General features: G+C 48.7%; 13 protein-coding genes and 1 other RNA gene. 6 read left to right on the plus strand and 8 right to left on the minus strand.

Going from position 1 to position 13,162, the window contains the following annotated elements:
* Positions 1 to 22: 22 nt before the first annotated feature.
* Positions 23 to 375, minus strand: an RNA gene (gene rnpB, locus L0665_RS00510) — RNase P RNA component.
* Positions 376 to 408: 33 nt separating this feature from the next.
* Between rnpB and L0665_RS00515 the strand changes: the two genes are divergently transcribed.
* The 5 genes from L0665_RS00515 to gltA are packed head-to-tail and all read left to right on the plus strand — an operon-like array spanning position 409 to position 6,273.
* Positions 409 to 978 carry a TIGR00296 family protein gene (locus tag L0665_RS00515; RefSeq protein WP_274923774.1) on the plus strand — a complete coding sequence of 190 codons (570 nt, stop codon included), beginning with the start codon at positions 409 to 411 and terminating at the stop codon, positions 976 to 978.
* Positions 975 to 2,423, plus strand: coding sequence for a tRNA guanosine(15) transglycosylase TgtA (gene tgtA, locus L0665_RS00520; protein ID WP_274923775.1), 1,449 nt, complete (start codon positions 975 to 977; stop codon positions 2,421 to 2,423). Before L0665_RS00515 ends, tgtA begins: the two co-directional genes overlap by 4 nt.
* Positions 2,410 to 4,044, plus strand: a complete 1,635-nt coding sequence (arcS, locus tag L0665_RS00525) for an archaeosine synthase subunit alpha (protein WP_274923776.1) — start codon at positions 2,410 to 2,412, stop codon at positions 4,042 to 4,044. The genes tgtA and arcS overlap by 14 nt, the downstream gene beginning before the upstream one ends.
* Before the next feature lie 43 nt (positions 4,045 to 4,087).
* Positions 4,088 to 4,927 (plus strand): sulfide/dihydroorotate dehydrogenase-like FAD/NAD-binding protein, encoded by an 840-nt coding sequence (locus L0665_RS00530; protein ID WP_274923777.1) that lies wholly within the window; start codon positions 4,088 to 4,090, stop codon positions 4,925 to 4,927.
* Positions 4,924 to 6,273 (plus strand): NADPH-dependent glutamate synthase, encoded by a 1,350-nt coding sequence (gene gltA, locus L0665_RS00535; RefSeq protein WP_274923778.1) that lies wholly within the window; start codon positions 4,924 to 4,926, stop codon positions 6,271 to 6,273. Before L0665_RS00530 ends, gltA begins: the two co-directional genes overlap by 4 nt.
* 107 nt (positions 6,274 to 6,380) lie before the next feature.
* Here the strand turns inward: gltA and L0665_RS00540 are convergent, their stop codons facing one another.
* The 5 genes from L0665_RS00540 to L0665_RS00560 all read right to left on the minus strand — a co-directional run bounded on the left by L0665_RS00540 (position 6,381) and on the right by L0665_RS00560 (position 10,320).
* Complete coding sequence (locus L0665_RS00540; protein ID WP_274923779.1) at positions 6,381 to 6,908, minus strand: dihydrofolate reductase family protein; 528 nt, start codon at positions 6,906 to 6,908, stop codon at positions 6,381 to 6,383.
* A gap of 133 nt (positions 6,909 to 7,041) precedes the next feature.
* On the minus strand, positions 7,042 to 8,109 hold the full coding sequence (locus L0665_RS00545; RefSeq protein WP_274923780.1) for a GHMP family kinase ATP-binding protein: 1,068 nt from the start codon (positions 8,107 to 8,109) through the stop codon (positions 7,042 to 7,044).
* A 6-nt stretch (positions 8,110 to 8,115) separates the two neighbouring features.
* Positions 8,116 to 8,664, minus strand: a complete 549-nt coding sequence (locus L0665_RS00550; RefSeq protein WP_274923781.1) for a ferredoxin domain-containing protein — start codon at positions 8,662 to 8,664, stop codon at positions 8,116 to 8,118.
* 245 nt (positions 8,665 to 8,909) lie between these two features.
* A complete protein-coding gene (locus L0665_RS00555; RefSeq protein ID WP_274923782.1) occupies positions 8,910 to 9,614 on the minus strand; it encodes a glycosyltransferase family 2 protein in 705 nt (234 codons plus the stop codon).
* A 124-nt stretch (positions 9,615 to 9,738) separates the two neighbouring features.
* Positions 9,739 to 10,320 (minus strand): hypothetical protein, encoded by a 582-nt coding sequence (locus L0665_RS00560; RefSeq protein WP_274923783.1) that lies wholly within the window; start codon positions 10,318 to 10,320, stop codon positions 9,739 to 9,741.
* 191 nt (positions 10,321 to 10,511) lie between these two features.
* Here L0665_RS00560 and L0665_RS00565 point away from each other — a divergent pair, with 191 nt between their 5' ends.
* The gene (locus tag L0665_RS00565; RefSeq protein WP_274923784.1) at positions 10,512 to 10,697 is read left to right on the plus strand and encodes a hypothetical protein; all 186 of its coding nucleotides are present in this window, start codon (positions 10,512 to 10,514) and stop codon (positions 10,695 to 10,697) included.
* 340 nt (positions 10,698 to 11,037) lie between these two features.
* Here L0665_RS00565 and L0665_RS00570 read toward each other — a convergent pair whose 3' ends face one another.
* Together L0665_RS00570 and L0665_RS00575 are read right to left on the minus strand one after the other, a co-directional pair.
* Positions 11,038 to 11,817, minus strand: coding sequence for a hypothetical protein (locus tag L0665_RS00570; RefSeq protein ID WP_274923785.1), 780 nt, complete (start codon positions 11,815 to 11,817; stop codon positions 11,038 to 11,040).
* Positions 11,818 to 11,870: 53 nt separating this feature from the next.
* Entirely contained in the window at positions 11,871 to 12,983 is a 1,113-nt protein-coding gene (locus tag L0665_RS00575; RefSeq protein WP_274923786.1) for a hypothetical protein, read from the minus strand.
* Positions 12,984 to 13,162: the final 179 nt, after the last annotated feature.

The following is a 13,162-nucleotide window of genomic DNA, read 5'->3' on the forward strand; positions in this document are numbered from 1 at the left end:
GCTTTTCAAAATTGATTAAGATGAGTGGGAGTAGTAAGCCCCATTCTGTTTCTCTGTGGCATTCAGCTACGCGCCATACCCGGGCAGGCCCGGACAGCCCTTTCGCCCTGTTCTGACTTGCACCCATAGGGTTTCACCGTTCAATCGAATCCTGCCGCTCAGAGCATCAGCGAGTTAACTCAGCACCAGAGGTGCCTTCTCGCCATTAGCCTAAACAAATGGCTCAGTCGCATCATCGCTAACGGCAGGGCGTGTCGTTTCTGTGTCAGAGCCGTGACTCTCGCCACCCGCACTTGCATGCGGCTACGCGTCCGGTTGGTGTGGGGACTTTCCTCAGCAGCATTTCATGCCACCGTCAGCCACTCACTCCCTCTCCTATTAATATCGTATCTCGCAATATTTATGGGCATGGAAGGGATCAGCAGGGAAGAGGGTGCGACGGCGGTGAAACTTGCACGAACGGTTCTTCAGGAAACCATTGGCAACGATAACCTCCCGGCAGTATTAATGCCGGATTCATTCAGTGAAAAACGGGGTGTATTTGTCACATTGAACCGTAACGGCGAGCTTAGAGGCTGCATTGGATATCCAACACCAGTGCTCTCCCTATCGGAAGCAATTCCCGGTGCTGCACTATCTGCCGCACTTGAAGATCCACGTTTTCCACCCGTACGCGCTGAAGAACTACCCGAGATTTCAATCGAGGTCACTGTACTGACGCCCCCCGTTCTTGTTTCATTACCCCCGGCAGAGCGTACTGAGGCAGTAATCGTCGGAAAACACGGGCTGATTATTTCAGGCTACAAAAGAACCGGGCTTCTTCTCCCGCAGGTGCCGGTTGAATACCACTGGGATGCGAGGACATTTTTAGATCAGGTCTGCATAAAAGCAGGCCTTCCTCCCGGAACATGGAGAAGAGATGATACCGAACTATACACATTTGAAGGACAGATATTTTATGAGGAGGAACACACATGATCACCTTTGAGAGCCAGCATAAAGACATCTGGGCAAGAACAGGGAAACTCAGAGTCGGAGATAAAATCGCAAAGACACCCCTGCTTCTTCCGGTAATAAATCCTCACATCCAATTGATACCCCCCGAAGAGATGCAGAAGATGGGTGTTGAAGCACTGATAACCAATGCATATATATTCAGTAAAAGTGAGGAATTTCGCGAACGCGCAATGAATGAGGGTCTGCATGCCGTTCTCGGATTCGATGGCATTATTATGACTGACTCAGGTGCATTTCAGCAGTCAGTGTATGGGGATGTAGCATTTTCAAATAAAGATACAGTCCGGTTTCAGCGCCAGATCGGAAGTGAAATAATCGTTCCAATGGATGTCGCTACCCCGCCGGACAGGGATCATGAAGGGGCAGAAGAGGAACTATCCGTTACGATGCAGCGGATTCGTGAAGCGATGGAAATCATTGATGACGGACACCTGGCAGCCCCGGTACAGGGTGGTATCCACACGGACCTCCGAAAGAAGGCAGGAGAAGAAGTCCGCGAGACAGGGGCAGTGTTCTGTCCTATTGGTGCTGTTGTTCCACTCATGGAATCATATCGCTACCGTGATCTCGTCACCGTTGTGATGGCAGCCAAACAGACACTCTCCCCCGGCGCGTGTATTCACCTCTTCGGGGCAGGGCACCCATCGATGTTTGCCCTTGCTGCAGCAATGGGGTGCGATGTCTTTGATTCTGCCGCCTATGCACTCTACGCCCGTGAAGGTCGATACATGACACCGTCCGGAAGCTTCAAACTGGCTGAACTCAGTGAACTTCCCTGTGCCTGTGAAGTCTGCCGAACCCACTCGGCACGCGAACTTCAGGCATCACCGGATAAAGAGAAACTGCTTGCCAAACATAACCTCCTCGTTAGCCTGGCAGAGATTGCACGCATCAGGCAGTCTATTCAGGACGGCACTCTCTGGGAACTGGTGGACGAACGCTGCAGAAATCACCCCCGTCTGCTTGACGGCTACCGCGAACTGCTGAAATATAATGATCTTCTTATGACCCGTGATTCAGTCGCAAAACGGAGATTCTTCTACCGGGGCAGTGAATCCTGTAAAAGAACTGAAGTAATCCGGTATCATGAAATGATCCCGCGTTTCTCAGTTGAGGGTAGTATCCATATCACCATGAGTGATGAAGCAGGTCCCGTTGATGCAACAACGTTCCGGTTTAAACCACCATTTGGCCCGTATCCCCACGGACTAAAAGAGACATTTCCAATCGGCCAGAGTGAGATTCCGGAATGGGATGAAGATATGATCAAAAGCGGATGTAATGGGATTATCCAGCTTATAAATGCAAATCCCGGCATTCCTGTTACCATCCATACTGGTGAGAGATGGAATGCCGTAGTTAAAGATGCGCTGAAAGATGTGGAGAAATTATATGAGTTTATTTGAACGTATTATTCGCGATGGTCCCGGACGGACAGGAAAATATACGTCCGGAGAAGATGTGGTGGAAACACCGGGAATTGTCAGTCCCAAAGAGATGTTTCCTGATTTATTCAGTCATCCATTTTCCAATACCCCCCCTGAATTTCCGGAAAAAATCAGATGGCCAAAGCCCATTCAGTATACCGGAATTCTGAATGCATATGTGGGAGAGAAACCGGACGGTTCTCCGGAGTCTGCGGTAATCGTTCCGGGATGCCATACACTCTTTGACAATCCCCGGCGGTTCACTGAACTTCTGATTGCACTCAAAGAACGCTTCCCCATGGACACGGCATGGTATGCACCGGCGAGTGCCCTCCCGTCAAACGCGGCCATTCTCATCTACTGCGGATTTGATCTCTTTGATTACCGGGCAGTGGACCTGATGACCGTGCGCGGAATGTTCTGCACACCTGATGGCGAGTATTCTTATGATGATGTGCGTGAATCCGGACTCTGTAATTGTGAAGGCTGCAAAAATGGTGACCTTAAGCTTCATAACCGGAATGCACTGGATACTGAAATGGCAACGGCCCGTTGGTTCATCCGTTCACATGTGTTCCGTGAATTTATTGAAAAACGGGTCCGGAATGCTGCATGGCAGGTGGCTGTTATGCGCCTCCTTGACGCTGCACCTGCATACTGTGAACCGATGGTACCCATCGCGCGGAGCACACCATTCTCTGCCAATACCGCGGACTCCCTGAAACGAGCCGAAGTCACGCGATTTGTTGACCGGGTGATTGACCGGTTTATCCCTACCCGCACTGATACGCTGGTTCTTCTTCCCTGCTCAGCGCGTAAACCCTACTCTCTCTCACAGAGCCACCGGAAATTTGCCTATGCCATTCAGAACCGGGCACATGAACTGATTCTGACGTCTCCCATGGGAATTGTCCCACGGGAACTGGAAGCCATCTACCCGGCAGGCCATTATGACATTCCGGTTACCGGCTACTGGGACCGGGAGGAACGGGAATTTATCGCGTCATCTCTTGCACGATACTTTGAAAAACATCAGTTTGGACGAATCATCTCCCATCTGGATGAAAAAACGCATGCCATCGTTGAAGATGCGGCACGCCGTGCAGGGGTTGAGGTTGAATCCACCTGCACAAATGGTCGCCCGACATCGCCTGAATCTCTTCGATACCTTGAAGGAAGTCTGAAAGGTGTGCGAAAAATATGGCCGGATATGGTCAGGGGCACACTGTCATGGCAGTTTGATGTGGATCTGGATACCAGCAGGCTCACGCTGAAAGGACGCAGAGGCCGTCGTAAGGTAATGAAAGGGAACAACCAGTTGTTCAGTGTTGATGAAACAACCGGACTCCTGCGCCCCACCATGGATGGCTGGAAGCTTCTTGGAGACAGGTATCATGTCACCATTGACGACTTCATCCCACAGGGCGATGTGCTGGCACCGGGTATTGTCGATGCTGACCCTGCCATCCGTGAAGGTGATGAAGTGTTTGTGACCGGGCCGCGTGCTCAGGGAACAGGCAAGGCGTTCATGGGTGCAAAAGAGATGCTCTCATCATCCCGCGGTGTTGCGGTAAAGTTGCGTAAAGTAAAGAAGGGGTAACCCCCAATAATAAAACATTATTTGTTCTTCCGGAGATGGCGACGTGTATAAAATAGTAAAACGAGATCAGATTGCTGATAATATCTTTGAATTTTGGATCAATGCACCTCATGTTACCAAAACAGGGCGTGCAGGACAGTTTGTTGTACTTCGTATCGATGAAAACGGGGAACGAATTCCCCTGACCATTTCCGCTACCAAGGGTGATGACGTACGAATCGTCTTCATGGCAACCGGAAAGACGACCCAGCAACTGGCTGCCATGCAGGTAGGAGAGAGTATCCGCGATGTCGCGGGCCCTCTTGGCAAGCCGTCCGATGTAAAAAAATGGGGTCGCTGTGCGGTAATTGGAGGAGGCGTAGGTATCGCCTGTCTCCCGATTCTCGCACGTGAACTCAGAGAAGCAGGAAATGATGTCACCGGGATTATCGGTGCACGAAATGAAGGACTCCTGTTGCTTGAAGACGAACTCCGTGATGCCTGTGACGAACTCGTTATCTGTACGGATGATGGCTCGAAAGGACACCACGGATATCCTGCAGATGTCCTGAAAGAGATGGTCTCTGACCAGATTCTTGATGCAGTCTGGATTATAGGTCCCGCCATTATGATGAAGATTACCTCATTAGCCACATTTGATTCCGGCATTAAGACCTTTGTCAGTCTGAATCCCATTATGGTTGATGGAACGGGTATGTGTGGTTCATGCCGGGTGACCATTGCAGGCGAAATGAAATTTGCCTGTGTTGATGGTCCTGAGTTCGATGCACATGAGGTTGACTGGGACGAACTAATGAACCGTCAGCGCACCTATACCGGACAGGAGAAGGAATCTTTGGAGCACTACCATGAACACAAATGCCATTGTGGTGATCATCAATGAATCGTCGACCTGTCGAAGAACGTCTTCAGGATTTTGATGAGGTCGCTACAGGCCTTTCCGAACAGAATGCAGTACTTGAGGCACTGCGGTGCATGGAATGCCCCCGGCCTCTCTGTGTAAATGGCTGCCCGGTATCAATTGATATTCCGGGTTTCATCAATGCAATCGCAAACGAGGATTTCAGGAAGGCTGCCCACATAATAAAGCAGGACAATATGCTTCCTGCCATATGCGGACGTGTCTGTCCTCAGGAAGCACAGTGTCAGAGCACCTGTATTCTGGGAAAGAAAGACAAACCGGTTCGCATTGGAGCACTTGAACGGTTTGTTGCAGACTGGGAGAGAGAGAATGGTGTTGAAACACCGGAGACTGCACCGGCAACAGGGAAGCGGATTGCCGTTGTCGGGTCAGGCCCGGCAGGTATCACAGCAGCAACAGAATGCCTCCGTGCCGGTCATGAAGTCACCATCTTTGAATCCCTGCATGCTGCAGGTGGGGTACTGACATACGGTATCCCTGCATTCCGGATGCCAAAGGACATTGTTCAGTTTGAAATTGATCAGGTCCTTGCACTGGGTGCTGAACTGAAACTCAACCATATCGTCGGAAGAAGTGTCCCGGTCGATGAACTGCTCGCATATGACGCTGTATTCATCGGCACCGGTGCTGGTCTTCCGTATTTCATGGGAATTAAAGGAGAGAGATTCAGCGGTGTGTATACCGCAAATGAATTCCTGACCCGTGTAAACCTGATGCATGCCAATAAGTTCCCGGAGTTTGATACACCTCTCATCCGCGGAAGCAGGGTTGCTGTGGTCGGCGGTGGCAATGTGGCAATGGATTCTGCCCGTGTCGCCCGCAGGCTTGGGGCAAAGGTATACCTCATTTACCGGCGGCGTGAAGAGGACCTGCCTGCCCGGGAGGAAGAAGTGGCAAACGCTATTCAGGAAGGCGTGGAGTTTGTCTGCTGTGCAAATCCGACACGGATTTTGGGCGGCCCACAAGTGCAGGGAATTAAGTGCATACGGATGGAGATGTGTGAATGTGATGAGAGCGGACGGCCCGTCCCCCGTGCCTGCACGGAAGCTGGCAGCACATTCACCCTTGATGTGGATGTCGTCATTGAGGCCATCGGCCAGGGGCCAAATCCACTTCTCGCAGGACTTATTCCTGACCTGAAACGGGGGAAGCGCGGCACGATTGAGGTTGATGAAGATGGTCGGACGTCCATTCCGCATGTCTTTGCAGGCGGCGATATCGCAACCGGTGCGGCAACCGTTATCTGGGCAATGGGATCTGCAAAGAAGGCAGCGGCTGCAATCAATAAGATGCTTGCCGAAAACTGATTTCAGAATATTTTTTCATTTTTTTTGTGCAGGACAATTTACTGGCTCATCTGGTATATTTCAGCAGAATTTTGGTTGAATCAGGGGTGTTTTGGTTAAATGATTATCTACGCCGGCTTATACTGAAGCAGAACGATATCTTTGAACGTTGTCACTTTTGTGAGTGTTAATGAGGCTTTTTGGTTGCCACTTTTAAAGAGTGGAATCCCCTTGCCGAGAATTATCGGAATTACCGAAATCGCAAACTCATCTATCAGTCCCTTCTTCATGAAGCCATCAATTAATTGTCCCCCGCCGAGCAACCAGATGTTTGTTCCGGGCTGTGACAACAGATTGCTCATGAATGTGGAAAGATCGCCCGTTACAAATTCAGCATTGTCATCAGGTGCATGCTCCCGGTTGGTAAACACATAACACTTCTTTCCGGAATAGGGCCATTCACAGTCAAAGGTCAGGATCTGGTCATAGGTTGTTCTGCCCATGATTATTGTATCGACTGTTTCATAAAATGCGGAATATCCAATGTCCCCCTCCCCTTCAACCTCCGATAACCAGTCAATGCCTCCGTCAATGTCTGCAATATAGCCGTCCAGGCTCATTGCGATATAGAGTATTGTTGCCCTTTGCTGATTCATTCAATTCTCATTTGAATGGTATAATTATAAGAAATTGTCCGAAGAAACCATTCTGGATTCAATAAAGTATGGCTGAAAAAAATAGTTACTAATAATGAAAGAATCCGGAAAATCACCGGATATTGGATTTATTTCAGATAATTTTGATTCCTTCATTGTCCACTTTTGTTTCAAGGGCAATCTCGATTCCCAGTGGTTTCAGGACTGCTTCCACCTCTTCCCGGGATGATTCGGTGACTACAGCGATGGTGGGGCCGACAGAACTCATCGCCACAAATTCAAATCCTGCCTCCCTGAGCCGGCTCATGTACTGATAGATTATGAAACTGTTATGTTCCACTTCCGCACGTTTTGAACCTCTGAACTCAATCTCCCAGACAACATCTCCTGCACGGCGCAGGTCGTCATGAACGAGGGCGGGAATGAGGTCCATTAAGACCATATAGGCCTTCAGTTCACGGTCACGGTAATCAAGAACTCGTGCCCGGTTCATCAGGACATTAAATTCACCCTCTCCTGCTGCATCTGCTTCCACCGGAGGAATGATGATGAACACATTTTTGTCTTTGGCAAAGGTATGACAGGAAACCAGAGTCAGTTCATCTCCCATGACTGCCATCCCACCGTATGCAACAGCAGCAGGCCCGACACCGGTTTCAAATCCCTGTACCACTTCTCCTGTTTCTGTCTCTTCAACATAGTTAAATCCAACCAGAAGACGCAGTTCTTTGGTTGTCAGAGGTGAGCCGATGGCGACATTTATAGCATGGGCAACTGCCGTCAGCACCGTCCCTGTTGAGCCGAGGCCGACATGTTTTCGTTCATGGTCAACAACGGTGATTCTGAAACCACCGGTATAGCCGGTGACCTTCTGCAGTACCGCGACGAGGTGACGCAGCATGGGAACACGGGTATAATTTATTTCAACACCGGACGGGATGCACTCGACCGTTGCGGTGGAATAGAGCTGAAGGGCAAATCCAAATCCACCGCCACCCGGTCGGTTGGGTGCAAAGCGGTTCATGTCAAGTACCGTTAAATGAATACGGGCAGGTACACGGACGGTGACAGGTTTATCTGAAATTTCAAGTGCGTAGTCCTTTTCATATCCAAGAGTGTTGATGCTCTCTCCCGGTGAGAACGGAGCAAAATCATACTCAACCAAGTCGAGGTCTCCACCCCGTATTATCATTTTAGCCATGGTGATTCACACCTTCCGATCAAAGAAAATATTCTTTCCACCCGCACGCACAGGTATGGCATAGGCAACCGAGCATCCCGGCAGCCAGCCAAGGCTCAGTGCTGCAACACCTGCTGAGTACATGATCCGGTTATCGAGGTTGTGGATGGATGCCGTCTTTACCGCAGAGCCGAGGGCAATGCCCAGGTCTGCCATCTTGATGACACAGTTCGGGCCTGAGAACGGCTGGTTTTGGTCCCTTTCTGACCATGCATCGGCCATCTCTTTGCAGGTGGCATAGCCGCATCCCCCGCAGTTGAGGCCGAGGATTGTACCTCCTTCGCACCCAATAATCACGCAGGCATCAGCTGACGCAATATTTCCTGCATCACGGATGAAAAATCCTATTTTATCGCGTTCCCCAATCCGTTTCATCTCCTCAGCGAGGGGTTTGAGTTCGTCCCCTGTTTTTACTACGGCTGAGATAGAATCAGTTGCCTTCCCTTTCGGGGCGGTCCGTGCAGAAAGGACCATCAGGTCTGCGACCATTCCTGCTGCACGGGTTTCAGGATTCATAACAGATATGAGCAGAAGCCGTAATAAAAAACCTTCTATCCGAATTCTGTAGAGAATGGAAAATAAGAAAAAAACGGGTCGATTGAGACAGGTAAATTGCAGAAATACCATCTTAAAAAAGCACGATGAACGATCAAAACAGGAATTATGATTCATATTTTGGAAAAATAGACGGTGATGGTAGGGATAGATACATTTTCTGAATGTATCAATCCGTATTTTTGTATAGGTAAAAAGCAGGGTCGTTACTGGTATTCACGCTTTGAATACTGGCATTCATCAGAGTCCCCGCCTTTTCGTACAATATGTATCCATTCGCGCAGGGATTTTATCGTCCCGAACTGATCATACCGGCGCATGGAGAACGCAACTCTCATCTTTGGACAGAACCGGACCGTGCCCTCATGGACAACCCGTCGTGCAATCTCCAGGTCGTCTCCTGCGTCACAGACCTTGTATCCACCAATTTTCATGAAGGCATCTCTCCGAAATGCGGTATTACACCCCAGTGTGTAATAAAGTGTTTTTGTGTAATATCCCAGCCGGGAGAAGGTATTTGCCATTCCGAGATTGACGCGGTTTTTTATACCATCCTCAAGTGGGTAGACCGTCCCATAAATGGCTGCCGCTTCAGGATGTGCAGCAAATTCCTGGTATACGGTCTCGATCCATTCCGGAGGGAGAACACAGTCACCGTCTGTTGTGGCAATAATATCTGCCGTTGCAAGATCTGCACCATCATTACGGGCACCGCCCACCTTTGCACGGGTCTGAATTATTACCTTGTCTGCATATTTCTGTGCAATATCACGCGTGGTATCCTTTGAATTTCCGTCCACAACAATGAGTTCATACTCTGTTCGGTTCATCGTCTGGTTACAGAGTGATTCAAGGCACCTGCCGATATTTTTCTCTTCGTTGTATGTCGGAATAACTACTGAAACTTTCATGGTAAGCCACCGGTGATACCCGCAAAATGCTGAAATATCGTTGTAATATATTGCCGGTGCAGATACTTGAACGTGTGGAAGAGGGGTTGTGAGGTAGCACCTTATGGATAGTGGTAAACAATTATTATGACTGCTTCATATCTTTTGACGAATAGACGATGTGCAGAGGCATTGTGGTTTTCAGGGAATTTTCTCTGTTTTGAACAGGTGTTATGAATACCATTTCATCCCGAAGCTGAACTGACCCCTGAACAAGATTTCTGTCGAATGTGAATATTGCTACAGAATCATCAAGTCCGTCAATACTTCCTGAATATGAATCAATCCCGTCGTCGATTGCTTCGAAATTCATCCTTTCAAGATGCATATCATATACCTCGCCATATATCGTCACCTTCAGCGAATTGTTTTTGATCGTATTCAGATGTATTTCGCTGAACTGCACAATGTCATATCGTTCCACCGTTAACGGGATGTTTAATTCTCCATATTCGTCTGACAATGATTCCTCCGTGCTATCTGATGATGATACATCGGTTTTCAACGCATGCGTAAACCCGGAAATTTCAAAAATCATTCCGGAATTCTCTTGAGTATCCGTACCCAGCATCTTCTCATTTGCACTTGCCACCAGTAAAAAAATCCCCCCGACAAGCACCATTACTATAAGAAGGCCCAAAACCCGCATGCCTCTTTCCATGTTCATACTTTCACCTCTACAACTCCTGCAACCAGGCAGACCAATCCCACCCAATGTTCTGGAATAATTCGTTCACCGGATTATCCGTTTTCGCTTCATCATAAATACCTCTTCAGACCAAATCGTCTAAATGGATTGACCGGTTTTGATGATGTGGTCAGAACAACAATATACCATACATTTATAATCGCATCGTGATGACGCGAAACAGTTCATTTTTACTGGCAGTCCATCTCCTTGCGGCACTGAACGTTATGCCTGCGGCGGCGGGCGATGTAATGGAAAAGGTTGAAACGGGTGAAATTATCGTCATACCTTCGGTTGACGAGTACAATCCCAATTTTTCAGGTTCAGGAGCAATAAATCAGATCACCCAGGGATAGATGATCGTCCATTCGAGATGTGTATGGCCCTTTACATCAAAAATTGACGTTACATTAACCTGGAATGAACACTTTGGGGATCTTGAATTGTCTGTTTATACACCGGATGGGAACTTTGTCGGACACTACACCGACCTGTACGATAGTTCGGTAAAGGACGGCATGTTCGGGAGATTTTGAGGGGAAATCTTCAATTATCAAATTCATTGTCCCAACAAAAATATGGAAAAATATGATCGCCGTAGCGGACAGTCTTCTTAGGTGATTGTGACCAAAGTTCCAACTTATGGTAGTATATTTGAGGTATTATATTGTGCCCTCTCATATGTGTGGGTAGAATTCAATCATTCAGCCCTTCGACGTTTATGGTTGCATACGAAGGGTAAAGGTAGAAGATCGTCGTTTCGTTATAGAGCATAACTGTTCTCTCATTTTTCTGATCAATCACATAATAGATCATTGAGGAGTCCTCGTCATAGTATTTCCACTGGTGGTAATCCTCGGGAAGTGGTCCGGAAATTGGCTCTGTAACCCACTGTTTTGCACCACAGCGTCCTTCAAGCGTCCTATTCATCGTTTCATCTACCCCGATAAAGAATGACAAACCCTCTTTTTTGAATTCCACCTTAGTGTATGTTCTGTTCGGGTCGTGTTCGTCCGTTGCCCCGGCAACCGAGCTGATGTTCCAACCGTTCGCAAGCAGGATCCCTGTCCGCGGATCATTGAAAAGAATGGCGATGACCGATGTGACATTTTTCGTGAAGTAATATGGGTCCATAACCTCGATCTGCGAGACATTGACGGGAACTGAAATGTTTCCATTTTCGTAGTGCAGGATAATGTCAGGTGTTTCGTTCGCCGAAATGTTCACGGGAGAATCTTTGAAATCCGTGCACCCAGATCCGATCACCAAGAGAGATAGAACACAAAAAATGGGGATTCTTGTTTTCATCATACCTCCGTCAATTGTAGGTATTGAGCCGAACCTGCGTCGGGTCTTGGATAAAATCCACCCAGCAATACCGGATATGATTCCGGTGAACATTTTTACCAGTGATAACATATCGATTCGAGAGATTTCAACAGCATCGGTGTTGGTTATCGGTTCTTTTTTTTCCATGACGGTTACCTTTACTATATTACTGAACAATTTCGCACGTCTGAACAAAGCGCTCAGAAATCAAGGTACCTTCCAAAGAGAGCAAATCCACCGTCTGCGGTCTGAATAATCGATGTGACGGGTCGATCATCGCCGATATCAAATGATGCATCCCAAACAACCTCACCGGCAGTGTCGAGCCTGACAACCTGAAGTGGAGAGCCGGAATAGTCTGATGAACGGAGATCGTTATGTTGTGGGTGAGAATAACCGGCATATGCATATCCGCCGTCCTCTGTCGCAACGATGACCTGGGAGACCTGCACCGTCTTTTCCCCGATCAGTTCGCCATGGAGAGAGAGGGAGACTTCCGTTGTCTCTGTGATCCACTTGTCTTCCTGTTTGTCCTCGGAAACCTGTTGTGTGGTTCCATAGATCAGATCATATGTGCCATCGGGGGAGAGACGGACGTTATAGAGGTTTGCGGTTGATTCGGTTGGAAACGTCCTGTTCCATACGCTGTTTCCTTCGGCATCAAGCATGGTGACCCACACACCGGCATCGCAGATCCCTCCGGTGACAAAACCTCCCGTAGGTGCTGCGATTATCGTTCTGGCGCTCTTGTCCGGAGCAAATGTAGTCTCCCATAGGATTGTTCCATCCTCATCAAGTCTGACGGACTGATTGTTCCCCGCTGTAGCATACCCACCATCCGGTGCCCTGACCACTCGCCACCCCTTGTCCACTTCCCACAGCAACGGGTCGCTTTCTTCGCTGAGTTTCGTGCTCCAGAGGACGGTCCCGCTTTCATCTATACGTTTCAGACATTCCCACCGTGTGGTGACGGCATACCCTCCGCCCGGAGCCTCTGCAAGTGAACGGCCGGAGTCCATGGGTGTATCGAAGGTCAAATCCACTCTGTCCTCTCCCTTCGCGCCAAGCGTAAAAATGCGGATGATTGAGCCATTCCTTGTGCCCGTGCCTGCAATTGCGTACCCGCCATCACGGGTCTGGATCATCTCTATCCCGACGCCGTCCGGGTCGTCGTCAATGATGGTGTTCCACTGTTCGTTCCCGTCTGCATTGATCTTGAGGACCCAGATGTCAAAAGTTGGCTGTTTATACGCCGCATCGGAGCATCCGGCGGTGAATAGCAGGGTTAGCAAGAAAAGAAAGATGATGAGCATAGGGACCATACTCCTTATTCTTTGGCGGTTGTCAAACATCGTGTTCCTCATTTGAATAACCATTTTACTTCTTCATAAATATCTCTTCAGACCACATCGTCTAAGTAGCACGACCTCTACGATAGTTCGGTAAAGGACGGCGTGATTGACATTGACATAAAACCGTCCTCAGGCTTTCT

This window comes from Methanogenium marinum (assembly GCF_028912405.1).
Lineage (GTDB): Archaea > Halobacteriota > Methanomicrobia > Methanomicrobiales > Methanomicrobiaceae > Methanogenium > Methanogenium marinum.